This is a genomic window from Sphingomonas bacterium (genome assembly GCF_903642285.1).
In the GTDB taxonomy this organism is placed as follows: Bacteria; Pseudomonadota; Alphaproteobacteria; order Sphingomonadales; family Sphingomonadaceae; genus Sphingomonas.
Genome location: NZ_CAHJWJ010000004.1, coordinates 91015 through 115240, shown reverse-complemented (window position 1 = coordinate 115240; position 24226 = coordinate 91015). Strand labels below are relative to the sequence as shown.

Below are 24226 nucleotides of genomic sequence, written 5' to 3'. Positions count from 1 at the left end.
AGGGCGCGGGCTGGTGCATCGGGGGTCGTCAGAAGTGCACGATCACGTCGCCCGACAGAACGACCGAGTCTTGCTTGTTGGGCGCGATCCCGCGATTGGAGTTGCCGTTGAACGCCGCCGCATCGAACGAGCGATAATAGGCGACCTCGGGCCGCAGTTCGATCTGCGGCGACAGCCAGCGCTGCCATCCGACCGCCCCGGCTGCATAGCGCGTCTTGATGCCGGTGCGCTGGCCCTCTTCGTCGTCGAGATACTCGCCGCGCACGGTGAAGTTGTTGAGCGCGTTGGGCGAATAGTTGAGGTAGACCAGCCCCGACTGCGCATAGATGTCGCACTTCAGCGCAGTGGCATTATTGCATTGCGCGAGGCCCGGAGCATTGAACGGCGTGTACTGAGGGCTGAACGGGGTGCCGCCGTTCGCATAGGCGGTCTGTACCACCGGGTTCAATGCGTTGGGCACATCGCGTTCGACGATATTATACGTCTCCATCGAGATATGCCATTTGTCGCTGAACTTGTGGTAGACGGTCAGGCCGCGCCATTGGAGGTTGTTATAGCCCCACCGCCCGCTGTTGATACCGTTGACGCAGCCATAGACAGCCGTACCGGCATCCGACGTCTGATAGCGGATGCAACCCGAGAACGAGGGTTGATTGCCCGGATCCTTGGCGAAGCGGGTGCCCGGATATAGCGGGTTGGGAAACGGGTTGGCGATCGTCTTGCCGGCATTCCACAGCGCGGTTTCCGTGCCGTCGGTGATGCCCGCCTGCAGGAACAGGTTCTTGCTGACCGCGAGCGTCGCGAGGATGCCGGTGTTCGTGAAATTGTCGAACGTGTAGGTCATCGAATGCGTGTACATGTAGTTGTTGGGTGCCAGCTGCGCCTCGATGTCCGGTATCGAGATGAAGCGGCCGGCGCGGATCAGCAGCCCGTGCGCGATCTTGGGAATATAGAGTTCGACATATTCCATCGGCAGATCGAGGCCGTAGTCGTTGTTACGCGTGGTCAGCTGGCCGCTGAGCAGGCCGTAGGAGATGGTGTAGCGGTAATCGACGCCGTAGATCGCCGACACGCGGAAACCCCAGTCGACATGGTCGGTCTGCACCGTGTCGGGGACGCGCTCGACATACATCACCGCTTGGTCGAGCTGGATGCGGCGTGGCTCGTAGTTATAGCCGCCGGGCGCGTTGCCACCGCGCACGGAGTTCGATCCGTAATTGCCGCCGACATCGACCCAGCCATAGGCCTGGATATGCGCATTCGACAGCGCATGGCCGAGGCCGCCCGGCGCGAGCGCGGTCATCAGCGGGCTGTCGACCGCATTGGGCCGGGTGACACCCAGGCTGGTCGCGCCGCCGTAGGGCCATTCCGTGAACGGCATCGGCGGCGCCGTTACCGGTGCCGGCGACCAGCCGTCCTGGCGCGACGACGGGGCGTTCGGATCGGCGGGGGCAGAGCCGTGGCCCATTTCGAGTTTGTAGTAACCGAACAGGCGGTGGAAGAAACCGCCGCCAAGGTTGTCGGTCGTGTAGGTGTCCGGCGCTGGCGCAGGCGTCCCGCCGGTCTGATCCGACGCGGATAGCGTGGCGCCACCCCCGACGTCGGTCCGGGGCGTTCCGGATACCGGTGCGATGGTCGCCGGCGGTTGCGGCCCATCGTTCTGGGGCAGCGTAGCGCCATAGGCGTGGCCCACAGCACCGAACGGCGCGGTAACCAGGGCGATCGATGCGACCGACAATTTGGCTTTATACCGTACGTTAGTATTCATGATCTTCTCTGTTGTTCCCCGATAGCGAACGCACCCGACGACTATTGTCGACAGGTGCGTTCCGGCGGCATTTACGGAACACCGCGTTGGTTAGCAACGTCATTCACCGCGCTTACCCATAGCATTCGCATATGTTTTCGTCGTTGGCACGGACGCGTTGCCTTTTAACTATAATGCCGGGGAAAAACAAACGCGATACTTATGCCAGTAGTCGGCTTCCGGCATTGAAATACTATTTCGCTCCGAACTAATATTATGCTTCGGCAAGGGCGGAATACCGTCGCCGATCCAGCTGCGATCAAAGGCCAGCCGCCCGACCGATGCGTCGGTGCGCCATGGAGACGATCGCGTGGCGAGGGGCTGGGCCGCTACCAACGACATCCTTCAAGGGGAAGTACCGTTATGACGCCGGTCGTGAAATATACGCTCTCGCTGCTGGCCAGCACCGCATTGTCTGTCGGGGCTGTGCAAGCGCAAAGCGTCTCGCCGACGGTGGCCGGGTCGGCAGCACCCGATCCGCAGTCCGCCGCCGCCAGCCCGGCGGGTGCTGCGCCGGTGAGCAGCCAGGGCGCGGACATCGTCGTCACCGCCCAGCGCCGCTCGTCGACCGTCCAGTCGACGCCGATCAGCATCACCGCCGTGGGCGGTGCCGAGCTTGCCGCGCGCGGCATCGCCAGCTTCGCGAGCCTCGCGCAATCGGCACCCGGCGTGTCGCTCAAGAGCGAAGGGCCGACCCAGACCGAGATCGAGTTGCGCGGCATGACATCGAGCGGCGGCAACTCGCCGACCGTCGGCTTCTACCTCGACGACATTCCGCTGACCGCGCCCTCCGCCGCACAGAACGGCAAGGTGGTGATCGACCCGACGCTCTACGACCTCAACCGCATCGAGATCCTGCGCGGGCCGCAGGGCACGCTCTACGGCTCGGGATCGATGGGTGGCACGGTGCGACTGATCGCCAACCAGCCCGATGCGACCAGGATCGAGGGCAGCGCGCAGGCCACTTTGTCGGGTACCGAGGGCGGTGGCTTCAACCATGCCGAGAACGCGATGCTCAACCTGCCGCTGGTCGAGGACCGGCTGGCGCTGCGGATCGTCGGTTCGGAGAATTACACCAGCGGCTGGATCGACCGGATCGTCGCTGGCGCCGGCAACAGCTATCCGATAGGCAGCGTGGACGGATCGACCCGCGGCAACGTCGCAGGCGCGGCCGTGATCAAGGACTATCACGGTTCCAACGCGTCGCAGACCTATGGCTTCCGCGCGACGCTGTTATGGAAGCCGACCGACGCGTTGTCGATCACGCCGATGATACTCTACCAGCACAGCAGGCAGGACGGCGTCAGCGCCTATGACAGCGATCCCGGCACCCTGGCGCATTATCAGCCGTTCGACGTCGCCGAGCCGCTGACCGACCGGATCATCATCCTGGGCCTGACCGTCAACTACGCCTTCGACTCGTTCGACATCACGTCGAGCAGCGCCTATTGGAACCGCCGCTCGACCCAGGTCGAGGACGGCAGCGAGGATTTCAACAACCCCAATACCGGCGCGACCTATGCGTCGAACAACGGCCTGCCCAATCCCGGCTATTACGGGCCGAACGGCAGCGGCATCGTCTCCGGCACCGAGAACGACCCGTCGCGCCAGTTCAGCCAGGAGCTGCGCATCGCCTCGAAGGGCAACCATCGGCTGAGCTGGGTCGGCGGGCTGTTCTACAGCGACTATCACATGACGTGGAACTTCGACGGGCGCACGTCGAACCCTTCCGCCTATCTCGACCTTGGCACTTTCAATCGTGCGACGACGACCAGCTGGTTCCTCGCCTATTCGCCGACCCATCTGAAGCAATATGCCGCCTTCGCCGAAGGCACGTTCGCGATCACGCCGACGCTCAAGTTCAGCGCCGGCGCACGCTATTACAAGTTCGACTATCATTTCACCTCGTCGATCACCGGCTGGGGATCGGGGCTTGGTGCGGCGACGCCGTCGCTGTCGGGGCTCATTACGCACAACGAGCAGGGCGTCAGCCCGAAGTTCAACCTGTCGTTCACGCCGAACTCCGACCTGACGCTCTACGCCACCGCCGCGCGCGGTTTCCGCCCGGGTGGCGGCAACGCCCAATATCCCGTCACCGGGCCTTACTGGAGCGCGGTCTACGCGCCGTACAACTTCACCGGCAACAAATGGCCGACCAGCTACGACGCCGATTCGGTGTGGAGCTATGAGGTCGGTGAGAAGCTGCGCCTCTTCGACCGTCGCCTGACGATCAACGGCAGCGTCTATTACGAAGACTGGGACCATATCCAGCTGCTCGCCTTGCCGGGCGACTGGCAGCTCAACATCAACGGCAACAAGGCGAAGATCTACGGTGGAGAGATCGAGACGCGCGGCGTGCTCGGCGCAGGATTCGAGCTCAAGGTGTCCGCGAGCTATACCCATGCGCGCGTCGACTCGGGTCCGCACTGGCAGATCGTCCCCGCCGATCGGCTGTCGGACGTGGCACCCGTCACCGCGAATGCGATCCTGAGCTATTCGCACGACATCGGCGGCGGCCTGTCCTTCACCGCAAGCGGGGAGAACGGCTATACCGGCCAACGCTACTCGCTCGCCTTCCCCTACGGCTATTCGCTCAATGGCCGCTACATCCTGTTGCCCGATTACGATCTCACCAACCTGCGCGTCGGGCTGCGCTCGGAGAAGGGATGGAGCGCAGCGCTGTTCGTCAACAACGTGTTCAACAAGCACGCCCAGCTGGAAAGCCTGTTCCAGGAGACGCTGCCCGCCGCCTCGTTCAACCGGATCGTAACCAACCAGCCGCTGACCGGCGGTGTCGACCTCAGCTTCCACTTCTGATCGGATCGTCGTTTCGGGGGGGTAGGGACGGCCGCGCGACGATAAGGTCGTGCGGCCGTCGTTTACGGGTTGCGATGTCTCGGGTGGGTTGGGGGGCGGTATCCGAACCGGCGCTACCGCTCGATCAATGCGGACGCGCGGCCGGCACCGTCACACCATCGGGGTTCGACGGCTCGTCGGCGATGAAGCGGTAGCCAACACCCAGGACGTTTACGACCAGACGTGGTCGTGCGGGATCGTCCTCTATCTTGGCCCGCAGATTGCGGATGACGACACGCAGATATTCCACATGATGCTCGTACTCCGCGGACCATACGGTACTGAGCAAGTGCTGGTGGGTGATGACCCGTCCCGGGAAACGGGTCAGTTCGGCGACGATGGCGAATTCCTTCGGCGTGAGATGCACCTCCTCGCCGTTCTTCACGACCATGCGACCGAGCAGATCGATCGTGACGTTGCCGGAGACTATCGTAGCGGTGCCGCCTTCCTTCGTGATGCGGTTGCGGATCGCCGCGCGAAGACGGGCAAGCAGTTCCTCCGTATCGAAGGGCTTGGTCAGATAATCCGTCGCGCCGAGGTCCAGAGCCGCGACTTTTTCGGTCGTCGCTGCCCTTGCGGACACGACGAGGACGGCGGCGCGCGATATTTTTCCGAGGATCGGGATCAATTCGATGCCGTTGCGATCGGGCAGTCCCAGGTCGAGCAGGATCGCCGACGGATCCGCGTCGGCGATGGAAGCCAGCGCCTCGCGTGCGTCGAACGCTTCCGCGACCGCATAGCCGGCGCGCTCCAGCGTGATCCGTAAAAGCCGGCGAATGGATGGCTCGTCGTCCACGACCAGCACTTTCGCGCGGGTTGTCATCAGTCGTATCCTTCATCGTCTTCCGCCGGCAAGGACTGCAGGACATGACGGCCGGCGCGCGCGCCCGCGCTATGTCACCGGCCGGGTCTGGTTCCATCGAGCCGGCGGTTCAGCAAAAGCACGTTCACGTGAGGATCGCCCGCAAACGGCAGCAGCGGGGTTTCGATCGAGCGCTCGACGAGCGAGCGTACCGCCGCGACGGGCAGGTGGCGCGCCGTCGCCACGCGCGGCACCTGGAACAGGGCGGCGGCAGGCGAGATGTCGGGATCGAGACCCGACGCCGATGCCGTCACCAGATCCGCGGGCACCGGACCGGTCAGCCCTTGAGAGCGCCGAAGCGCGATGTCGCCCTTGATCCTGTCCGCGAGCACCTTCGACGTCGGACCCAGGTTCAAACCCGACGAAGCACTCGCGTCATAGCCTTTGCCGGCCGCGGACGGACGTGAGTTGAAATAGCGCGCCGTCGTGAACGACTGGCCGATCAGCGTCGATCCGGTGACGACGCCGCGGTCGACGATCAGGCTGCCGTTCGCCTGGACCGGGAAAGCGACCTTGCCGATCCCCATCACGGCGAGCGGATACACGCCGCAGAGCAGAAGCACGAAGAACAATGTCATTACCAAAGCCGGTCGCAGCCCCGACAGGATGTCCGAACCCATTTTGCGTTCCTTATGCCAGACCGAGCGCGGATACGCCGAGGTCGATGATCTTGATGCCGATGAAGGGGGCCACCAGGCCGCCGAACCCGTAGATGCCCAGGTTACGCGCCAACAGCGGGCCGGCACCGATCGGCCGGTATTTCACCCCCCTGAGCGCGAGCGGCACGAGCAACGGGATGATGACCGCGTTGAAGATAATCGCCGACAGGATCGCGCCGGTCGGGGTGGACAGACGCATGACGTTCAGCAGCCCGAGCCCGGGATACAGCACGATGAACATCGCGGGCAGGATCGCGAAATATTTGGCGACGTCGTTGGCGATCGAGAAGGTCGTCAGCGCCCCACGCGTCATCAGCAGCTGCTTGCCGAGACCGACGATCTCGATCAGCTTGGTCGGATCGCTGTCGAGATCGACCATGTTGCCCGCCTCCCGCGCGGCCTGGGTACCGGTGTTCATCGCGACGCCGACATCCGCCTGGGCGAGCGCGGGGGCATCGTTCGTACCGTCGCCGCACATCGCGACGAGCCGCCCGCCGACCTGTTCCTTGCGGATATAGGCCAGCTTGTCCTCGGGGGTCGCCTGCGCCAGGAAATCGTCGACCCCGGCCTCGGCGGCGATCGCGGCGGCGGTCAGCGGGTTGTCGCCGGTGATCATGACGGTACGGATACCCATCCGCCGCAATTCGCCGAACCGCTCGCGGACGCCGGCCTTGACGACGTCCTTAAGCGCGATCGCGCCGAGGATGCGGCCGTTGCTGGCGACGGCGAGCGGAGTCATGCCGGCGCGGGCGATCTCGTCCGTCGCGCGGCGCAGTTCGGTCGCGGCCGCAGTGTCGCCCGACCCCGGATGCGCGCGAAAGACCGAGTCGACCGCACCTTTTTCGATCAGCAGTTCGCCGACCTTGACGCCCGATATGCGGGTCTGGGCGGTGAAGGGGATGATCTCCGCGCCATCGGGCAGCACCGACGTCGCAACCGAATATCGATCGCGCGCAAGGAGCACGATCGAGCGCCCTTCGGGGGTTTCGTCCGCCAGACTGGCGAGTAACGCAGCCTCCGCCAGCTCCGATACCGGAACGCCCCCGACCGGGCGGAATTCGCTCGCCTGGCGGTCGCCGATCGTGATCGTGCCGGTCTTGTCGAGCAGGAGCACGTCGATGTCGCCCGCGGCCTCGACCGCACGGCCGGATTTCGCGAGCACGTTGAAGCGGACCAGTCGGTCCATGCCGGCGATACCGATCGCGGAGAGCAGCGCCGCGATCGTCGTCGGGATGAGCGTGATGAGCAACGCCGACAGGATGACCACCGGCACGACGCCGCCGGCGTAATGCGCGAACATGGGGATCGTGCCGACGGCGATCAGGAAGATGATCGTGAGGCCGACCAGCAGGATCGTCAGCGCGATCTCGTTGGGAGTCTTCTGCCGCTCCGCACCTTCCACCAATGCGATCATCCGGTCGAGAAAACCCTGGCCCGGCCCGGCGGTGACCCGGACCTTCAGCCAGTCGGACACGACGCGCGTGCCGGCGGTCACCGCCGATCGATCGCCGCCGCCCTCGCGGATCACGGGGGCGCTTTCGCCCGTTATCGCGGCTTCGTTCACCGAGGCGATGCCCTCGACGACCTCCCCGTCCGCCGGGATGAGGTCGCCATTCTCGACCAGGACGATGTCGCCGACGCCAAGCATCGCCGCGGGTACCTCTTCGGTGCCTGCGCCCGCGATCCGCTTGCCGGTCAATTCACCCTTGGTCGCGCGCAGCGATGCGGCCTGCGCCTTGCCACGCCCTTCCGCGAGCGCCTCGGCGAAATTTCCGAACAGCACGGTCAGCCATAGCCAGAAAACGAGCTGTCCCTTGAAAGCGATCGTGCCACCGCCGATGCCCGTTGCCAGCATTACCGTAACGAGCAGCGCGACGATCGCGGTGACGAACATGACCGGGTTGCGCACCAGCGCGCGGGGGTCGAGCTTGCGAAAGGAAGCGGCGATCGCTGGGCCGAGAAGGTCGGCGGTGAACAGCGATGGCGATGCGGCGCGAGCCATGATGATGCGCTCCTTAGAACCGCTGGCCGTGGATCATCGCGACATGTTCGGCGATTGGTCCAAGAGCGAGCGAAGGCAGGAAAGTCAGACCGCCGAGAATCAGGATGATGCCGATCAGGAGCGCAATCCACAGCGGACCCGACGTCGGAAACGATCCCGACGAGGCCGGAACGACTCGCTTGGCGGCGAGACTGCCGGCGATCGCCAGCATCGGCACGATCACGAAGAAGCGGCCGAGCCACATCGCCACGCCCAACAGCCCATCGTAGAACGGCGTGTTCGCGGTCAGGCCGGCAAACGCGCTGCCGTTGTTCCCGACCGCCGAGGTAAAGGCGTATAGGATCTCCGAATACCCATGCGGTCCCTGGTTGGCGATCCCGGCAAGGCCGTCCTTGCTGACCACGGCGATGCCGGTGCACCCGAGGATGATCAACGGCAGGACGGCGATGGCCAGAACCGCGAGCTTCACCTCCCGGCCTTCGATCTTCTTGCCGACATATTCCGGCGTTCGTCCGACCATCAGCCCGGCGATGAACACGCCGAGGATGACATAGAGCAGCATGCCGTACAGCCCGGAGCCGACGCCGCCGAAGATGATCTCACCCAGCTGGATGTTGAACAGCGGGATCATGCCGCCGAGCGCGGTGAAGCTGTCGTGCATCGCGTTGACCGCGCCGCACGAGGCATCGGTGGTGACGACCGCGAAAAGGCTGGAAGCGGCGATGCCGAACCGGACTTCCTTGCCCTCCATATTGCCGCCAGCGATCCCGATCGCATGGTGGATCGGGTTCCCTGTGCCTTCGGCGGCATAGGTCGCCGCGGTTCCGGCGAGGAACAGCACGAGCATCGCGGCGAAGATCGCCCATCCCTGCCTGGTGTTGCCGACCGCCTTGCCGAAACACCATGTCAGGCCCGCGCCGATCGAGAAGATCGACAGCATCTGCAGCAGGTTGATCAGCGCGTTGGGGTTCTCGTACGGATGCGCCGAATTCGCGTTGAAGATACCGCCGCCATTGGTGCCGACCATCTTGATCGCTTCCTGGCTCGCGACCGGGCCCAGGATGATCGTCTGCTTCGCGCCTTCGAGCGTCGTCGCGACGACCGAACCGTCGAAGGTCTGCGGAACGCCCGAAGCCATGAGGACGACGGCGTACAGGATGCAACCCGGCAACAGCAGATACAGGGTGACGCGGGTCACATCGGCCCAGAAGTTACCGAGCTCGCCCGCTTCCTTGCGTGCGAAGCCGCGAATGAAGGCGAAAGCGAGCGCGATGCCGGTCGCCGCGGACGTGAAATTGTGCAGCGTCAATCCGACCATCTGGCTGAACTGCGACATCGTCGACTCGCCGCTGTAGCTTTGCCAGTTGGTATTGGTCGCAAAGCTGATCGCGGTGTTCCATGCCAGATGGTCGGGAACGCCCGGCAGGCCGAGCGGATTGAGCGGCAGGAAATTCTGCAGGCGCAGGATGGCGTATGTCAGCAGCAGCCCGGCGACGTTGAACAGCAGCATGTGGATGCCGTAGCGACGCCAATTCTGTTCGACGTCCGGCTTGACGCCGGAGACGGCGTAGACGGCGCGCTCGACCGGACTGAGCGCGAAATGAAGGAACGTCCGTCGCCCCTCCATAACGGCAAACAGACCCGTGCCCACCGGTTTGACCATCGCTATGACCAGCGCGGTAAATACGAGGATGAGCAACCAGCCCTGGATGGTCATAGTGGTGATCCGAAAAGAGGCGGCCAAACCGAACGACGGCGGTCGAATGCGCAAGGTCGGCTGCGCCGGCGGTCCCGACCGGCGGCGTCGGCATGGCGCGTGTGCGATCCCATCAGAACCGCTCCGGGTGCACGAGCACCGCGACGAGATAGGCAAGAAGGACGATCGCGGTCGCTCCGCCGAGCCAGAGATCGATGGTCATCGACGGCTCCTTCAAACGTTGCTGCAGAGACGGAAATACGCGACCGTCAAAAGAAACAATCCGCCAAGTGCAGATAGCCAGAGTAGATCCTGCATTACGTCCTCCGGTTGGGATATTCAGGCGATGAGATGCGTCGCTGTTCGACCATCATCGATAGAAACCATGCCGACGCGTCGGCCATGGGAGGACGACGAACGAAAAGATCGCTTCGTCGGGCCGACGAAGCGATCATCGCGTCCGCCTTTCGCCGACGGCGGCGGCGCCCCATGCCATCGTCGCTCCGCCTGATTCTCAAGTTTGTCCATGCCGCGAGGCTAGACCGATCGGCGTGGAGTTTCGAGACGGCAAACGCGCCGTTTGCATATGTTTTCTATAGTTTTGTGTGCGCGAGCACCGGGCTATGCGCCGTCCCTTCGGGGCAACCGACGGGCTGCGCTGCGACGCCTTGACGGAACGGCCCACGTCAAAAACCGCCAGGGCCGCAACATTTGGCTGGACTTGTCCACGCGCGCGCTTTTCTGTCGGCCGATCGCATGCCTGCCCAAGGAGACACGTCATCGCCACCTTCATGTTCGCGACCGGGATCGAGAACAGCGTACCGACCATCAACGGCGGACGCACGCGCGTCGACGAGATGGAGAGCTGCGGCCACTATCGACGCTGGCGGGAGGACTTCGCGCTCGTCGAGGAGATCGGCATCGGCTATCTCCGCTTCGGGCCGCCGATCCACAAGACGTGGCTTGCCGAGCACAAATACGACTGGGAATTCGCCGACCAGGCCTTTGCCGAACTGAAGCGACGCAACATCGCGCCGATCGTCGATCTGTGTCATTTCGGCGTGCCCGACTGGATCGGGAATTTTCAGAACCCCGATTTTCCAGCGCTGTTTCGCGGTTATGCGCTGGCCTTCGCCCGCCGCTTCCCCTGGGTGCAACTCTACACCCCGGTCAACGAGATGTATATCTGCGCCACCTTTTCGGCCCGTTACGGCTGGTGGAACGAGCAGCTGAGCAGCGAACTGGGGTTCGTCACCGCCCTGAAACACCTGGTCAAGGCCAATGTGCTGGCGATGGAGGCGATCCTCACGGTCCGCCCGGATGCGATCTTCATTCAAAGCGAGTCGTCCGAATATTTCCATGCAGAAAGCCCGGCAGCGATCCGGGCGGCAGAACTGATGAATTCGCAGCGTTTCCTCTCGCTCGATCTGAATTACGGCCGCCGTGTCGATTCGGAGATGTACGAATATCTGCTGGATAACGGCATGACCAAGGAAGAATATCACTTCTTCCTCGACAACCAACTCAAACAGCACTGCATCATGGGCAACGATTATTACGTCACTAACGAGCACCGGGTCGCACCCGACGGATCGACGCGGGCGTCCGGCGAGATCTTCGGCTACAGCGAGATCACGCGGCAATATCATGGCCGCTACCAGCTGCCCGTCATGCATACCGAAACCAATCTGACCCAGGGCCCGCTCGGCACCGAGGCGGTGGACTGGCTATGGAAGGAGTGGGCGAACGTGTTGCGCGTGCGCAACGACGGCGTGCCGGTTGTCGGGTTCACATGGTATTCGCTGACCGACCAGATCGACTGGGACAGCGCGCTCCGCGAAACCAATGGCAACGTCAATACGCTGGGTCTCTATGATCTCGATCGCAATATCAGGCCGGTCGGCCGGGCCTATAAGGACCTGATCCTGCAATGGCGCGACGTGCTGCCGACCCAGAGCATGTGCCTGACCGTCCCCGTGGTCATGCCGGACGAAACCGACGGCGTCCACGCGGTACGGCAGCGCGCGCGGGCACGACGGATGATCAAGCATGTCGGCAGCGTTGCCGCGGTGCCCGACAGCTAAGATCGGCACCTTTACGATGCTTCACGGACACTTCGGACGGACGGGCTGCGGGCCGAGCGGAGACGTGTCGTAACCCGCCAGCAGTGCGGCGGGATCGTCGTAGATCGCCACGGCACCCGCCCTTTGCAGGACATCGTCCGCAAATCCGCCCGTCCGGACCGCTATGGCCGCGATGCCGCATTTGCCGGCGGCTTCGATGTCGTAGGGCGTGTCACCAACGACCATGACCTCGTCCGGCTGGAGCCCCGGTAATTTGGCGAGTGCGGTCGCGAAGATATCGGGGGCCGGCTTGGTCCGCTCGACATCGTCGCTGCTGGTCGTGGCAGCGACGAGATCCCGGGCGTCGAGCAGAACCAGATAATGGTCGAGTTCGCCGGCCGACGCGGACGATGCCAGAACGATCTTCTGCCCATGATCGTACACATGCTTCAGCAGCCTATGAGCATCGGCGAAGGGTTTCGCCTCGCCGAGATATCTGTCCTTGAAGATCGTGCCATGCGCTTCGCCGAGGCGTTCCCGTTCCGCCTCGTCGAGGTCGGGTATCAGTGCGGGGACGAGCATGTCCGTCCCTTTCCCGATCTGATCATGGAGCACGTCTCGCTCGAAGCTTGCACCGATGCCGGCGAAGGCTTCTTCCCAGGCGAGGACATGCAGATCGTTGCTGTCGATCAGCGTACCGTCGATGTCGAAGAGAACTGCCTTGATGTGCATGGTCATTCCTTGCTTGCGCGCGCCAAGTCCGTAGCAATGCTGCGATCGAGCTACACGGTTTCGTTACCGGCTTCGACGATATGCAGGCCCGGCAGCCCGGTTCAGTTCGCCGCTTTCAGTCTGGCAATCATCCCTTCGGCGCGTTGACGCCCGGCATCCCAACGCTCGCGCACGGTCGATCCCGTGGCCGGGAGCGCGACGACCATCGTCCGTGCCCCGACCGACGCCGGGCGCAGGGCAGGGCGATAAGGCCCGGCCTACTTCGGACCGTTCAACCGGACTTTCACCCCGGTGTAGAAATATCGACCGAGTGGCGATACCGGGTTGTTGGTGCCGTAGCTTGCCGGATCGGGCTTCTGGTCGGTCAGGTTGGTGACGCCGCCATAAAAGGCAAAGCCGCCAGGCAATTGATATTGTGCCTGCAAGTCGTGCTGCCACAGCGCGTCGTTGCGGATATAGCGCCCGGCGGCGATATCCGGGCTGGCGGCAAGCGTGTTACGGTCGAACGCCAATGTCGCGTCGAACCATCGCAGATTGTAGTTGAGCGTGAACCCCCCGAGCGTCCAGCTCGGCGAGAAATTCGCATTCCATTGCGGCCGGCCCGACTGATCGAGATTATTCGTAACCGGCGCGCCGATGATGCCGGTGAACTCCAGCCGGTTGACATAACCACCGACCAGTTTGAGATCGAACGTCCCCGCCTTCGCGCTGTCCAGCAGATAGTCGAGATTGACGTCGAGGCCCGCGGTGCGGAAACTGGCGACGTTCTGCGGGCTGACGGTGTAGCCGACGATCGAGCCGGTTTTGAACCCGAGCGCCGCCAGGTTTGGATTGGCGGCGAGATAGGCCGCGCTGGCGCGGGTGATCGCGGCGCAGAACGGGTTCGCGGTCGTCTGCTGATCGACGCAGAGATTGGCGAGATCGGACGGCGTCACCTGGTTGATCGCGTCCTTGAGCCGGATGTCATACCAGTCGAACGACGCCGTGAAACCACGCAGGAAATGCGGCCGGAGCACGATGCCTGCGGTCCAGGTGCGCGCGGTTTCCGCCTTCAGGTTCGCGTTGCCCGACTGGACGCCGTTGACGAACGCGCCGGTCTGCAAGCCCGGGTTGGAGCTTGCGCCGACCGCGCCCAGCGTCGCGGCGCAGTTGGCGGCGCGATATTGCGTGCCGTTACCGATCTGTGCCGGGGTACAAGGATCGGTAAAGAAATTGGAACTGCTGAAGCGCGGCTGGAACAGCTCGCCGATATTGGGCGCGCGTACTGCGTTGCCGTAGGAGCCACGAAAGGTGATGTCGCGCACCGGCGCATAGACGCCGTTGAACTGCCAGGTCTCGGTATCCCCGACGGTGGAATAATGCGAGTACCGGCCCGCCGCGCCGAACGAGAGCGTCTTCGCGAAGCGGGTGTCCTTGAGCACGGGCACGTTCAATTCGCCGAATGCTTCCTCGACGTCGAACCGGCCGCTACTCGGTAACACTAATGACGGCTCGTCATATTCGTAGAAACGGGCGTTCACCAGATTGGCGCTTGGATCGAAGCGGCTCGTCTCTTTGCGATACTCGCCACCGAACGAGAACTGAACCGGCCCGCCCGGCAGTTCGAAGAACTGGCCGAAGTCGCCCGATATGGACGCGCTCGCGACCTGCTGCGTAATACCGGCGTTGCTCACGTCGTTGACCTGGAAATAGCCGAGCTGCTGCGGCGTCGCCGGTCCGGGGCCGAACAGGCTGATCGGTATGCAGCCACTGGTCGGGTTGGTCAGCGTGACCCGGCACACGATCTGTCCGCTGGGGCTGAGCACCGCGTCGATCGCCTGCGTGTAGCGATCGGCGAGACGATCGCCGACTCGCGTGATCCGTACGTCGGTGCGGCCATATTCATAATAGGCGTCGTAGGTTGCGTGATCCGAAATCCGACCCGATACGTCGATGACGCCGCGATAGGTGCGGCGCCGGTCGGATTCTTCCTGACGCCCATAATCGATATCGTCGCGGTTGACGTACAGCGTGTCCGCGCCCGCCAGCAGTGCGGCCCGGCGAACTGCGTCGGGCACGAACGGGTTGGTGACCGCGACCGCCTGCCCATAGGTCTGCAAATACGAGCCGCTGCTGGTGGCGCGATTCTCCACGAACTTGCCTTCCAGCGACAGTTTGAAGGCGTCCGAAAAGTCGTAATGCGTCAGGAGGTTGACATCGTGCCGCTCGGTCTTCGGGAGAAGGTCGCCCTGGTAGAAGCCCGCCACGGGCGTGTTGACGCCGCCAATCCCGTAATAAGGCGCGGACGAGAGAGGCGTGCCGTTGTCGTACGGACGGCCGAGCCCGTCGAAGCTCGGGGCGGCGTCGCCGCCGACGAAGACCGCGCCCAGCGGCGATTCCTGGGTGTAGCGAAGGCCGCGAACCAGGACGTTCTGGTAAGAGCCTGCCGCGCCCGCCTGATAATTCGGGTTGGGTACCAGAAACTGGCGGTTGGCGAATTGCAGGAACTTGCGGTCGTCGTTCGCGACCGGATCATCGGAATTATACTCGTATGCCAGCGTCAGATTGCCATGACCGTCGGCGAAATTGCGTCCGGCGGTGACCGACACGAAATGATTGGCGGCGTCGCCATATTGCGAGACGCCCATCTGCGCGCGGGCGCTCAGGCCGTCGAAATCGCGCTTGAGAATGAAGTTCACCACGCCGGTCACGCCGTCCGCGCCATAGACGGCGGATACCGCGCCGGTCAGCACGTCCACGCGCTCGATCAGGTCGGTGGGGATGCTGTTCACATCGACGGCGGCGGTATTGACCTCCCCCGCCACATGACGGCGGCCGTCCACCAGCACGAGCGTGCGGTTCGTGCCGAGATTGCGCAGATTGAGTTCGTTCAATCCCGCGATCCCGAACTGCCCGCTGGACACGCCGTTGCCGCCCGCGGTCTGCGTCGTATCGCGCGAGCCGGTCAGCGCCGGTACGCGCAGCAGGAAGTTCGTGATGTTCGTGTTGCCCGACTGCTCGATCGCCGCTGCATTAAACGATATGATCGGATTGGGCGCGGCGAGTTCGGGGCGGGCGATCCGCGAGCCGGTCACGACGATGTCGTCCCCCTGGCTTTCGGGCGGCGACGGCGAAGCGACGACAGGCTGCGGATCGGCGGCCTTGTCCTGCGCGGTCTGCGCATGTGCCGTTCCCGCCGCAAGCAGCAACGCCGCGCCGGTCGACAGATAACGGCGATAAGCAGCAACAGACAATCGGATTCCCCCCTTTATGCAGATCGGCGACCCCAATGATATCGCTCTATCTTGTCGGTTACCGATCCGTGACGCACTTAGCAGCGCAACCTTTTGTCGCGAGACCGTTTTCCGGCGCGGATGATTTGGATCATCGGCTGTGCCATTTTTGCCCTTTGGCCCACGCCGTGGCGCGATTACCGTGCCGGTATGGGGACGGGTGCAAGATCTTGTAGACGATCATCGTCGTGATCTCGCGGCGCGACGCATTGGGCATTGGGGCAGGCGCGGCCGTTGCGGCGTGCGGCCAGCGCGATGAGGGCGGGATAACGTGGTGGGCGTTGGGCGCGGTCGGCGAGAACGCGCCGCTGCTCCTGCCGCCCTTTCAACGCGTGACGGGTATCCGGGTGGATTCGCAGGCCGTGCCCTGGACGGGCGCGCACGAAAAGCTGCTGTCGGGTTTTGCGGGCGACTCGCTGCCCGACGTGATGATGCTCAACAGCGACTGGTTGCCCGAACTGGCACTTGTCGGTGCGTTGGCGGCGCTGCCGACCGGGACGGCGCTGCTTGCCGACCGGTTTGCCGGCGCGCGGGCGCTGGTCGACGTCGACGGTCGTGCGGTCGCGGTGCCGTGGACGGCAGACAGCTGGGTGCAATTCTATCGGCGCGACCTGATCGCCGAAGTCGGCTATCCGGCACCGCCGCTCGATTGGCCGGAATGGAGGCGGATGGCGCATTCGATCAAACGGCGGCACCCGGGCCGATATGTGACGCTGCATCTGCTCGACTGGCCCGAACCGTTGTTCAATTTCGCGGCGCAGCAGAGCGTGCCGATGCTGCGCGACGTGCAGACGCGCGGTAACTTCTCGTCGCCCGGGTTTCGCGCCGCACTGGCGTTTTACAGGTCGATTTTCGATGACGGGTTCGCGCCGATCGTCACTGGGGCGGAGGTTGGCGATACCTATCTGTCGCTTCGCCGCGGCTGGTTTGCGATCATGCCGTCGAATGCGGTGACGATCGGCGATTTGCGACTCCGCGCAAATTTCCTGCCGCCGGACAACTGGAGCGTCGCAAGGACGCCGGGCCCGAGCGGCCCGGGCGCGGCCATGGCGCGTGGAACCTGCCTCGCGGTCAGCCATATCGCCCGCGACCCGGCGCGGGCGTGGCAACTGGTCGAATATCTGTGCCGGGCGACGACGCAGTGCGGTCTCTACCGCATTACCGGCGATCTGCCGACCCGCCCCAGCGCCTGGACGGTCCCCGGGCTGCGGGACGATGGCGTCTCGCAGACATTCGCCCGCCAGATCGCCCACAGCGTCCCCGCGCCGGCGGTGCCCGAATGGGAACGAATCGTCACCGAGGTGCAGTTGGTCGCCGAACACATGGTCCGGGGCGACTACAGCGTGGAGGCTGCCACCATCGAAATGGACAAGCGGGTCGACCGCATCCTTGAAAAGCGCCGCTGGCTGCTCGATCGCGGCAAAGCGGCGTGAGCAGGCAGACGCGCGCGGGGATTGCGTTCACTCTGCCGATCTTCGTCGGTACGCTGCTCGTGCTGGTCGTGCCGACGATCGGCGCATTGCTGCTGAGCGTCACCGATTTCGACATCTATGCGCTGGCCGATCTGCACGATCTGCGGTTCGTCGGTGTCGGCAATTACGTCGAACTTGCCCGTACCCCGTTATTCTGGCGTGCCGTCGGCAACACTGCGCTGATGGCGGCGATCGGCGTGCCGGCGGCGATCGGTACGTCGCTGGTGGTCGCGTTGCTTGTCAACGGGGCGACGCTGCGATGGAAGCCGGTGTGGCGGCTGTTGCTGTTCGCACCCTATGTCACCACACTGGTCGCGACCGCACTCGTGTGGCGCTACGTTCTCGACGCGCGCACCGGGTTGCTCAATTATGCGCTGTCGCTGATCGGGATCCCCCCGGTCGATTGGCTCGGCGACCCGCGTACGAGCATTCCGGCGACGCTGATCTTCATCGTGTGGAAGGCGTTCGGCTATAACATGCTGGTCTTCATCGCCGCGCTGGCGACGGTGCCGCAGGATTTGTACGAGGCGGCGCGGCTCGATGGTGCCGGCACATGGGCGCGGTTCCGTCACGTGACCCTGCCGGCGATCGGCCCGGCGCTGCTGCTCGCTGCCGTGCTGAGCGTCGCCAATTTCCTGCAGATCTTCACCGAACCCTATGTCATGACGCATGGTGGCCCTGCGCAAAGCACCGTCACGGTGATGTATTTCATGTTCGACCAGGGCTTTACCTGGTGGAACCTCGGCATGGCATCCGCGGTCGCGGTCCTGTTGTTCCTGGCCATCCTGCTGCTGACCGGCCTCCAGGCGCGTCTCGGGAAGCGTTACGAATGGCTCTGAACGTATATGGGATCGGGCGGACTATGCTCGTCGCCGTGCTCGCGCTGGCGACCGCGATGCCGCTGGTCTGGATGGTCAACGTCTCGCTGATGCCGGCGGGTACCGCGACCAGCTTCCCGCCGCCCTTCTGGCCCGCCCATCCGACGCTCGCGAATTACCGCGAGCTGCTGCTCGCGCATCCCGGCGGCGCGACCAGCTACCACATCGTGCCTGCCATCGTGAACAGCGTCGCGCTGGCGGCACTGGCCACGCTGCTCGGCGTCGGGCTGACCGTGCCGGCGGGCTATGCCTTTGCGAAGCTGCGCTTCTGGGGACGCGCGCGGCTGTTGCAGGCGATGCTTGCGCTGGTGGTGGTGCCGGCGCAGGTCGCGATGCTGCCGCTGTTCCTGATGCTGGAATCGGTAGGGCTGGTGAACACCTATGCGGGCGTCCTGGCACCCTGGCTGGCGGGGGTGTACGGTGTGTTGTTCGTACGACAGGCGACGCTCGCGCTGCCCGATGAGATGCTGGACGCCGCGCGGATCGACGGGGCGAGCGAGTGGCAGATCTTCACGCGCGTGGTGCTGCCGCTGCTCCGTCCCGTCGTAGTGACGCTGTCGCTCTTCACCTTCCTGCAGAGCTGGAGCGATTTCCTGTGGCCGCTGATCGTCATCACCGATCAGTCGCTATACACGCTGCCCGTCGCGCTGGCGGCGATCGGCCGGGAACATGTCCGCGACACCGAATTGATGATGGCGGGCGCGGTCATCACGACCATGCCGGTCCTGCTGCTGTTCCTCGCACTGCAGCGATATTATTTCAGCGGCGTGCTGAGCGGCAGTATCAAGGGCTGACGCGCGGATACGCCGTACCGTCCGCGGCGAACAGATGCGCGTCCGCCGGCGCGACGGAGAAGCGGACATCCGCGCCGAGCGTGAATTGCTGGTCGCCCGGCAACTGCGCGACGACGCTGCCGGTCGCGCCTGCCTCGCCGAGATGGGCGAAGGACAGGGGGCCAAGCCGCTCGAACAGCTCGACCGGTCCGCTGAACGGCCCTTCCCCGTCCGGGCGCAGGTGCTCGGGGCGGATGCCGAGCGTCGCCGTCGCCCCGATCTCGTCCGCCGGCACACGGGCCGCGACCTGGCACGACGCACCGTCGGGCAAGGTGACGGTCGTGCCCCGCCCGTCGACCCGTTCGATCCGTACCGGCAGCAGGTTGATTGCCGGCGAGCCGATCGCCTCCGCGACACGGATCGTCGCCGGCGCACCGTAGAGGTCGAGCGGCGCGCCGACCTGCTCGATACGGCCGTTCGCCATCACGACGATCCGGTTGGCCAGCGTCATCGCCTCGATCTGGTCGTGCGTCACATAGATCATCGTCGCGCCTAGCCGCTGGTGCAGCCGCGCGATCTCATGCCGCATCCGGACACGCAGGCCGGTATCGAGGTTCGACAGAGGTTCGTCGAGCAGCAGGACCGCCGGGTCGCGTATGATCGCGCGGCCGATCGACACCCGTTGCCGTTGTCCGCCCGACAGCGCACGCGGCCGCCGGTCGAGCAGCGTGTCGAGTTCCAGCAGCCCCGCGACATCGGCGACGCGGCGTGCGATCTCGCGGCGATCCAGTTTGGCCATCCGCAACGGAAAGCCGATGTTCTGCGCGACGGTCAGATGCGGGTAGAGCGCGTAGGACTGGAACACCATCGCGATCCCGCGATCGGCGGGCTCCAGCGCGGTGACGTCGCGTCCGCCGATGAGCACCTGCCCCGCGCTCGGCGCTTCCAGGCCTGCGATCAGGCGAAGCAATGTCGACTTGCCGCACCCCGACGGCCCGACGATCACGACCAGTTCGCCTTCCGCGATCGACAATTCGGTCGGCTGGAGCGCCTCTGCCGTACCGAAGCGTTTCGACAATTGGCGAATGGCGACGCTGCTCACCGCTCCGTCGGTATATCAATCGCGATTTCGGTCAATGAATCTCGGACACCGTGGCCAGATCTGCGTCGGACGCCAAATCTGCACTGGAAGCGGCTTGCCTGGTACCAGGGGGCGGCGCTTCGCGTCGGGAACGCTTGCATGGGCGGGAGGAAGGAATGATGACGGTGGCACCGATCCTGGGGAGCATTTCGGTCATGGTAACGGAAACCGCGCACGCAGCGGATGCGAGACGGGCGAGCTTCGGCACGCTGCCCGACGGCCGGACGGTCGATGCGGTGACGTTGACCAACAGCAACGGCGTGTCGGCGACGGTGATTTCCTACGGTGCCGCGCTGCAATCAGTGATCCTGCCCGATCGCTACGGCACGTCGGCCGATATCGTGCTCGGCTACCCGTCGATCGACAAATATCTCGCCAAGCCGCAGTATTTCGGCGGGACGGTCGGGCGTTTCTCCAACCGGATCGCGCGCGGACGCTTCACGCTCGACGGTCGGACGTATCGGACGCCCGTCAATGACGGGGTCAATGCGCTGCACGGCGGCACCACCGGCTTCGACAAGGTGTTTTGGCAGGTGACCGATGTCCATGGCGGGCCGACGGCGGCGGTGGCGCTTCGCTATGTCAGCAGCGACGGTGAGATGGGGTATCCCGGTACGCTGACGGTCGACGCGACCTATTCGCTCGACGATGCCGATCATCTGACGATCGACTACCGCGCGACCACCGACAAGGCGACGATCGTCAACATCAGCAACCACACCTATTGGAACCTGTCTGGCGAGGGGTCGGCGAACGGCGCGATGGGCACGCGCGTCGCGATCCCGGCCGATACCTATCTGCCGACCGACAAGGGCGCGATCCCGACCGGCGAGCGAAAGCCCGTCGCCGGCACCGTGTTCGACTTCCGCGAACCCCGTGCGATCGGCGAGCGCGTGCGCGACGCGCACGATCCGCAGATCGTCTACGCGCGTGGCTACGACCATAATTGGATCATCGGTACGCATGTGACGGCCGACCAGCATCTGATGGCCAGCGTCGACGATCCCGCATCGGGCCGCGGGTTCGAACTCTGGTCCAACCAGCCGGGGCTGCAATTCTATTCGGGCAACTTCCTCGACGGGACCAGCGCAGGTAAGGCGGAGCGCACCTACCGCGAAGGCGATGCGTTCGTGATGGAGCCGCAGATCTTTCCCGACACGCCCAACCAGCCCGCCTTCGGCTCCGCACGACTGGCACCGGACGAGACGTATCGCAATACGATGACATACCGGCTGACCACCGGTGGTACTCGGTGATTCAGCCGGACGGATCGCGCCGATCCCTATGTCGGACCGAACGCGCCGCACCATCATCGAATCGGGGGTCGGAACAATGACGATACGTTTGAAGCCGATTGCCGAGCAAGTGATCGTGATCACCGGCGCGTCCAGCGGGATAGGGCGCGCGACCGCGCGTCTGGCGGCACGGCGCGGCGCGGCGGTGGTTGTCGCGGCGCGCGGGTGCGACGCGCTCGACACGCTCGTAGCCGAGATCGTCGCGGACGGCGGCCGCGCCTCGGCCTGTGCGACCGACATGACCGATGCCGCCGCGGCGGAGCGGCTCGCGGCGCATGCGATTGACACCTATGGCGGCATCGACATCTGGGTGAACAACGCCGGTGTCGCGATCGCGGGCAAGCTGGAGGATCTGAGCGAGGCGGACGCGCGGCGCGTCTTCGAAATCAATTTCTGGGGCATGGTGCATGGCTGCAAGGCGGCGCTTCCCCGTCTGAAGGACGGCGGCGGCGTCCTCGTCAACATCGGCAGCGTGACGTCCGATGTTTCCGCCCCGTTCATGGGACTGTATTCGACGACGAAGCAGGCGATCAAGGCCTATACCGACGCGCTCCGGATCGAGCTGATGATGGACCGCGCGCCCGTCGCCGTCACGTTGGTGAAGCCCGCGCCGATCGCGACGCCGATACTCGAACATCAGCGCAACCGGATGGATCGGCAGGCGACCATGCCGCCGCCCTTCTACCGGCCGGAGGATGTCGCCAAGACGATCCTGTCGGCGGCCGAACATCCCGAACGCGACCTGTATGTCGGTGGTGCCGTCCGCCTGGGCAGCGCTCTGGCGCGCGCCTTTCCCAACATGGCGGATGCCGCTTCCGCGATATTGGGGCCGCGGCTGTTCAAGACCGGGAAGCCGCGCGACGATCGACCGGACAATCTCGACGCCCCCAGCCGACCGACCGGGGCCCGCGGCGATACGCATGGTCGCTGGTCGCGTCCAAGTCTCTACACCGCGCTGATGGTCGGACCGATACGCCGCTTCCCGTCGGCCGGCACGATCGCGCGCAGGGTGCTGCTCGGTATTCGCAGCCGTTGACGCCATGGCCGTAAACTTCGCCGACGCCATGGACGATCGCAGACCGGCCATAACCCGGACGGGTCGCGATAAACGAATGATTGCGTGGGGTTTCCCACATAGATCAAACATTCTAACATTCGCCGAATGTCCGGGCGCTGCCGCCTCCGGTGAAGCGCGGGATACGAGATTGCCACGACCAGATGACACGCCCCGGTTGGCCTCGACGGGTATTTGCGGACTCGACGACATCCTGAACGGCGGACTGACTTCCGACCGCATGTATCTGGTGGAGGGAACCCCCGGCACGGGCAAGACGACGCTGGGATTGGGTTTCCTGCTGGCGGGGGCCGCGGTCGGGGAGGCGGGGCTGTATATCACGCTGGCCGAGACCGAGGTGGAATTGCTTGCTGTCGCCAGGACGCATGGCTGGTCGCTGGACGCGCTGAACCTGTTCGAGATGGTGCCGGTCGACGGGTTCGGCGCGGAGCAGGAGCAAACCCTGCTCCACCCGAGCGAAGTCGAATTGGGCGAGACGATCCGTTCCATCATAGCGAAGGTGGAGGAAGTGCGTCCGAACCGGGTCGTTCTCGACAGCCTGTCGGAACTGCGGCTGCTCGCACAGAGCCCGATCCGGTACCGGCGCCAGATCCTGGCGCTCAAGCATTTCTTCGCGACCCGGCAATGCACCGTGCTGTTTCTCGACGACAAGAGCGGTTCCGGCACCGACCTGCAGCTGCACAGCATCGCGCATGGCGTCATATCCCTCGAACAGACGCTATCGGGGTTCGGCGCGCAGCGTCGCCGCATGCACGTAGTGAAGATGCGCGGGGTCCGGTACCGCGGCGGCTATCATGATTTCGAGATCGAGCGCGGTGGCTTGCGCGTCTATCCCCGTCTCGTGGCGTCGCAATATCGGGCACGCGAATCCGGGGTCGCGGTATCGACCGGATCGGGCCAGCTGGACGCGCTGATGGGGGGTGGCCTCGTTCCCGGTACCGCGACGCTCCTTACCGGGCCGGCCGGCGTCGGCAAGACGACCGCGGCGGTGCAGTGCATGGTCGCGGCGATAGAACGGGGCGACAGGGCGGCCTATTTTCTGTTCGACGAGCGCCTGCCGACGCTGATGATCCGAAGCGCGGCGCTCGGCATGGATTTGCAGCCGCATATCGACAGCGGTCTGCTCGAACTCCGCGCGATCGATCCGGCCGAGATGTCGCCCGGCGAATTCGCCGCGCTGATCCGCGATTCGGTCAACGAGCGAGGGGCGAAGGTCGTCGTCATCGACAGTCTGAACGCCTATCTCCATTCGATGCCCAACGAACAGTTCCTCGTCTTGCAGATGCACGAACTGCTGACCTATCTGGGGCAACAGGGCGTGGTCAGCCTGCTCATTCTCGGTCTTCACGGCGTGATGGGCGATATCCGGTCCGACGTGGATCTGAGCTATCTGTCCGACACCGTTATCCAGCTGCGATATTTCGAGGCGCAGGGCGAGGTCCGCCAGGCCATCTCCGTCATCAAGACGCGGACCGCACGTCACGAACGGGCGATCCGCGAGTTCCAGATCAGCAACAAGGGGCTGTTGGTCGGCGAGCCGCTTCGACAGTTCCAGGGCGTCCTGACGGGCATACCGACGTTCTCAGGCGAGACCAAGACTTTGATGGCGACCCAGATCGGCCGTTCGGGGCTGCGGGATTAGC

At 64.5% G+C, this 24226-nt stretch carries 17 protein-coding genes; 8 read left to right on the top strand and 9 right to left on the bottom strand.

Annotation, left to right across the window (positions count from 1 at the left end):
- Window positions 1-28 precede the first annotated feature (28 nt).
- Entirely contained in the window at window positions 29-1768 is a 1740-nt protein-coding gene (locus HUU99_RS03545) for an outer membrane beta-barrel protein (protein ID WP_217430751.1), read from the bottom strand.
- A gap of 402 nt (window positions 1769-2170) precedes the next feature.
- On the opposite strand from HUU99_RS03545, the gene HUU99_RS03540 reads away from it, so the two are divergent.
- The gene (locus tag HUU99_RS03540; protein WP_174285198.1) at window positions 2171-4624 is read left to right on the top strand and encodes a TonB-dependent receptor; all 2454 of its coding nucleotides are present in this window, start codon (window positions 2171-2173) and stop codon (window positions 4622-4624) included.
- Window positions 4625-4748: 124 nt separating this feature from the next.
- Here the strand turns inward: HUU99_RS03540 and HUU99_RS03535 are convergent, their stop codons facing one another.
- The 5 genes from HUU99_RS03535 to HUU99_RS03515 form a co-directional block, all read right to left on the bottom strand.
- Entirely contained in the window at window positions 4749-5486 is a 738-nt protein-coding gene (locus HUU99_RS03535) for a response regulator (RefSeq protein ID WP_174285197.1), read from the bottom strand.
- Window positions 5487-5560: 74 nt separating this feature from the next.
- A complete protein-coding gene (gene kdpC, locus HUU99_RS03530) occupies window positions 5561-6145 on the bottom strand; it encodes a potassium-transporting ATPase subunit KdpC (protein WP_174285196.1) in 585 nt (194 codons plus the stop codon).
- A 10-nt stretch (window positions 6146-6155) separates the two neighbouring features.
- Window positions 6156-8186 carry a potassium-transporting ATPase subunit KdpB gene (gene kdpB / locus HUU99_RS03525; RefSeq protein ID WP_174285195.1) on the bottom strand — a complete coding sequence of 677 codons (2031 nt, stop codon included), beginning with the start codon at window positions 8184-8186 and terminating at the stop codon, window positions 6156-6158.
- 13 nt (window positions 8187-8199) lie between these two features.
- The gene (gene kdpA / locus HUU99_RS03520; protein ID WP_174285194.1) at window positions 8200-9903 is read right to left on the bottom strand and encodes a potassium-transporting ATPase subunit KdpA; all 1704 of its coding nucleotides are present in this window, start codon (window positions 9901-9903) and stop codon (window positions 8200-8202) included.
- A gap of 112 nt (window positions 9904-10015) precedes the next feature.
- Window positions 10016-10105, bottom strand: coding sequence for a potassium-transporting ATPase subunit F (locus HUU99_RS03515; protein WP_174285193.1), 90 nt, complete (start codon window positions 10103-10105; stop codon window positions 10016-10018).
- A gap of 568 nt (window positions 10106-10673) precedes the next feature.
- Between HUU99_RS03515 and HUU99_RS03510 the strand changes: the two genes are divergently transcribed.
- The gene (locus tag HUU99_RS03510) at window positions 10674-11966 is read left to right on the top strand and encodes a family 1 glycosylhydrolase (protein ID WP_174285192.1); all 1293 of its coding nucleotides are present in this window, start codon (window positions 10674-10676) and stop codon (window positions 11964-11966) included.
- A gap of 21 nt (window positions 11967-11987) precedes the next feature.
- On the opposite strand, the gene HUU99_RS03505 is transcribed toward HUU99_RS03510, so the two are convergent.
- Window positions 11988-12677: an HAD family hydrolase gene (locus HUU99_RS03505; RefSeq protein ID WP_217430749.1), complete on the bottom strand. Its 690-nt coding sequence runs from the start codon at window positions 12675-12677 to the stop codon at window positions 11988-11990.
- 257 nt (window positions 12678-12934) lie between these two features.
- Window positions 12935-15910: a TonB-dependent receptor plug domain-containing protein gene (locus HUU99_RS03500; protein ID WP_254602897.1), complete on the bottom strand. Its 2976-nt coding sequence runs from the start codon at window positions 15908-15910 to the stop codon at window positions 12935-12937.
- 227 nt (window positions 15911-16137) lie between these two features.
- On the opposite strand from HUU99_RS03500, the gene HUU99_RS03495 reads away from it, so the two are divergent.
- Genes HUU99_RS03495 through HUU99_RS03485 form a run of 3 tightly spaced genes read left to right on the top strand, consistent with a single transcriptional unit; the run spans window position 16138 to window position 19093 of the window.
- A complete protein-coding gene (locus tag HUU99_RS03495; RefSeq protein WP_254602896.1) occupies window positions 16138-17382 on the top strand; it encodes an extracellular solute-binding protein in 1245 nt (414 codons plus the stop codon).
- Entirely contained in the window at window positions 17379-18260 is an 882-nt protein-coding gene (locus HUU99_RS03490) for a carbohydrate ABC transporter permease (protein WP_174285190.1), read from the top strand. Before HUU99_RS03495 ends, HUU99_RS03490 begins: the two co-directional genes overlap by 4 nt.
- On the top strand, window positions 18251-19093 hold the full coding sequence (locus HUU99_RS03485) for a carbohydrate ABC transporter permease (RefSeq protein WP_174285189.1): 843 nt from the start codon (window positions 18251-18253) through the stop codon (window positions 19091-19093). The genes HUU99_RS03490 and HUU99_RS03485 overlap by 10 nt, the downstream gene beginning before the upstream one ends.
- Here HUU99_RS03485 and HUU99_RS03480 read toward each other — a convergent pair.
- The gene (locus HUU99_RS03480; RefSeq protein ID WP_174285188.1) at window positions 19083-20174 is read right to left on the bottom strand and encodes an ABC transporter ATP-binding protein; all 1092 of its coding nucleotides are present in this window, start codon (window positions 20172-20174) and stop codon (window positions 19083-19085) included. The genes HUU99_RS03485 and HUU99_RS03480 overlap by 11 nt on opposite strands.
- 158 nt (window positions 20175-20332) lie before the next feature.
- On the opposite strand from HUU99_RS03480, the gene HUU99_RS03475 reads away from it, so the two are divergent.
- The 3 genes from HUU99_RS03475 (at window position 20333) to HUU99_RS03465 (ending at window position 24225) form a co-directional block, all read left to right on the top strand.
- Window positions 20333-21469: an aldose epimerase family protein gene (locus HUU99_RS03475; RefSeq protein ID WP_375380064.1), complete on the top strand. Its 1137-nt coding sequence runs from the start codon at window positions 20333-20335 to the stop codon at window positions 21467-21469.
- 76 nt (window positions 21470-21545) lie between these two features.
- On the top strand, window positions 21546-22544 hold the full coding sequence (locus HUU99_RS03470; RefSeq protein WP_174285186.1) for an SDR family oxidoreductase: 999 nt from the start codon (window positions 21546-21548) through the stop codon (window positions 22542-22544).
- A 169-nt stretch (window positions 22545-22713) separates the two neighbouring features.
- Complete coding sequence (locus HUU99_RS03465; RefSeq protein ID WP_302479968.1) at window positions 22714-24225, top strand: ATPase domain-containing protein; 1512 nt, start codon at window positions 22714-22716, stop codon at window positions 24223-24225.
- Window position 24226: the final 1 nt, after the last annotated feature.

Coding starts and splice junctions, on each gene's coding strand:
- HUU99_RS03515 (WP_174285193.1), bottom strand. CDS start 10,105: ATGACCATCGATCTCTGGCTCGGCGGAGCGACCGCGATCGTCCTTCTT.
- HUU99_RS03485 (WP_174285189.1), top strand. CDS start 18,251: ATGGCTCTGAACGTATATGGGATCGGGCGGACTATGCTCGTCGCCGTG.
- kdpC (WP_174285196.1), bottom strand. CDS start 6,145: ATGGGTTCGGACATCCTGTCGGGGCTGCGACCGGCTTTGGTAATGACA.
- kdpB (WP_174285195.1), bottom strand. CDS start 8,186: ATGGCTCGCGCCGCATCGCCATCGCTGTTCACCGCCGACCTTCTCGGC.
- HUU99_RS03510 (WP_174285192.1), top strand. CDS start 10,674: ATGTTCGCGACCGGGATCGAGAACAGCGTACCGACCATCAACGGCGGA.
- HUU99_RS03535 (WP_174285197.1), bottom strand. CDS start 5,486: ATGACAACCCGCGCGAAAGTGCTGGTCGTGGACGACGAGCCATCCATT.
- HUU99_RS03505 (WP_217430749.1), bottom strand. CDS start 12,677: ATGCACATCAAGGCAGTTCTCTTCGACATCGACGGTACGCTGATCGAC.
- HUU99_RS03475 (WP_375380064.1), top strand. CDS start 20,333: ATGACGGTGGCACCGATCCTGGGGAGCATTTCGGTCATGGTAACGGAA.
- HUU99_RS03470 (WP_174285186.1), top strand. CDS start 21,546: ATGACGATACGTTTGAAGCCGATTGCCGAGCAAGTGATCGTGATCACC.
- HUU99_RS03545 (WP_217430751.1), bottom strand. CDS start 1,768: ATGAATACTAACGTACGGTATAAAGCCAAATTGTCGGTCGCATCGATC.
- HUU99_RS03540 (WP_174285198.1), top strand. CDS start 2,171: ATGACGCCGGTCGTGAAATATACGCTCTCGCTGCTGGCCAGCACCGCA.
- kdpA (WP_174285194.1), bottom strand. CDS start 9,903: ATGACCATCCAGGGCTGGTTGCTCATCCTCGTATTTACCGCGCTGGTC.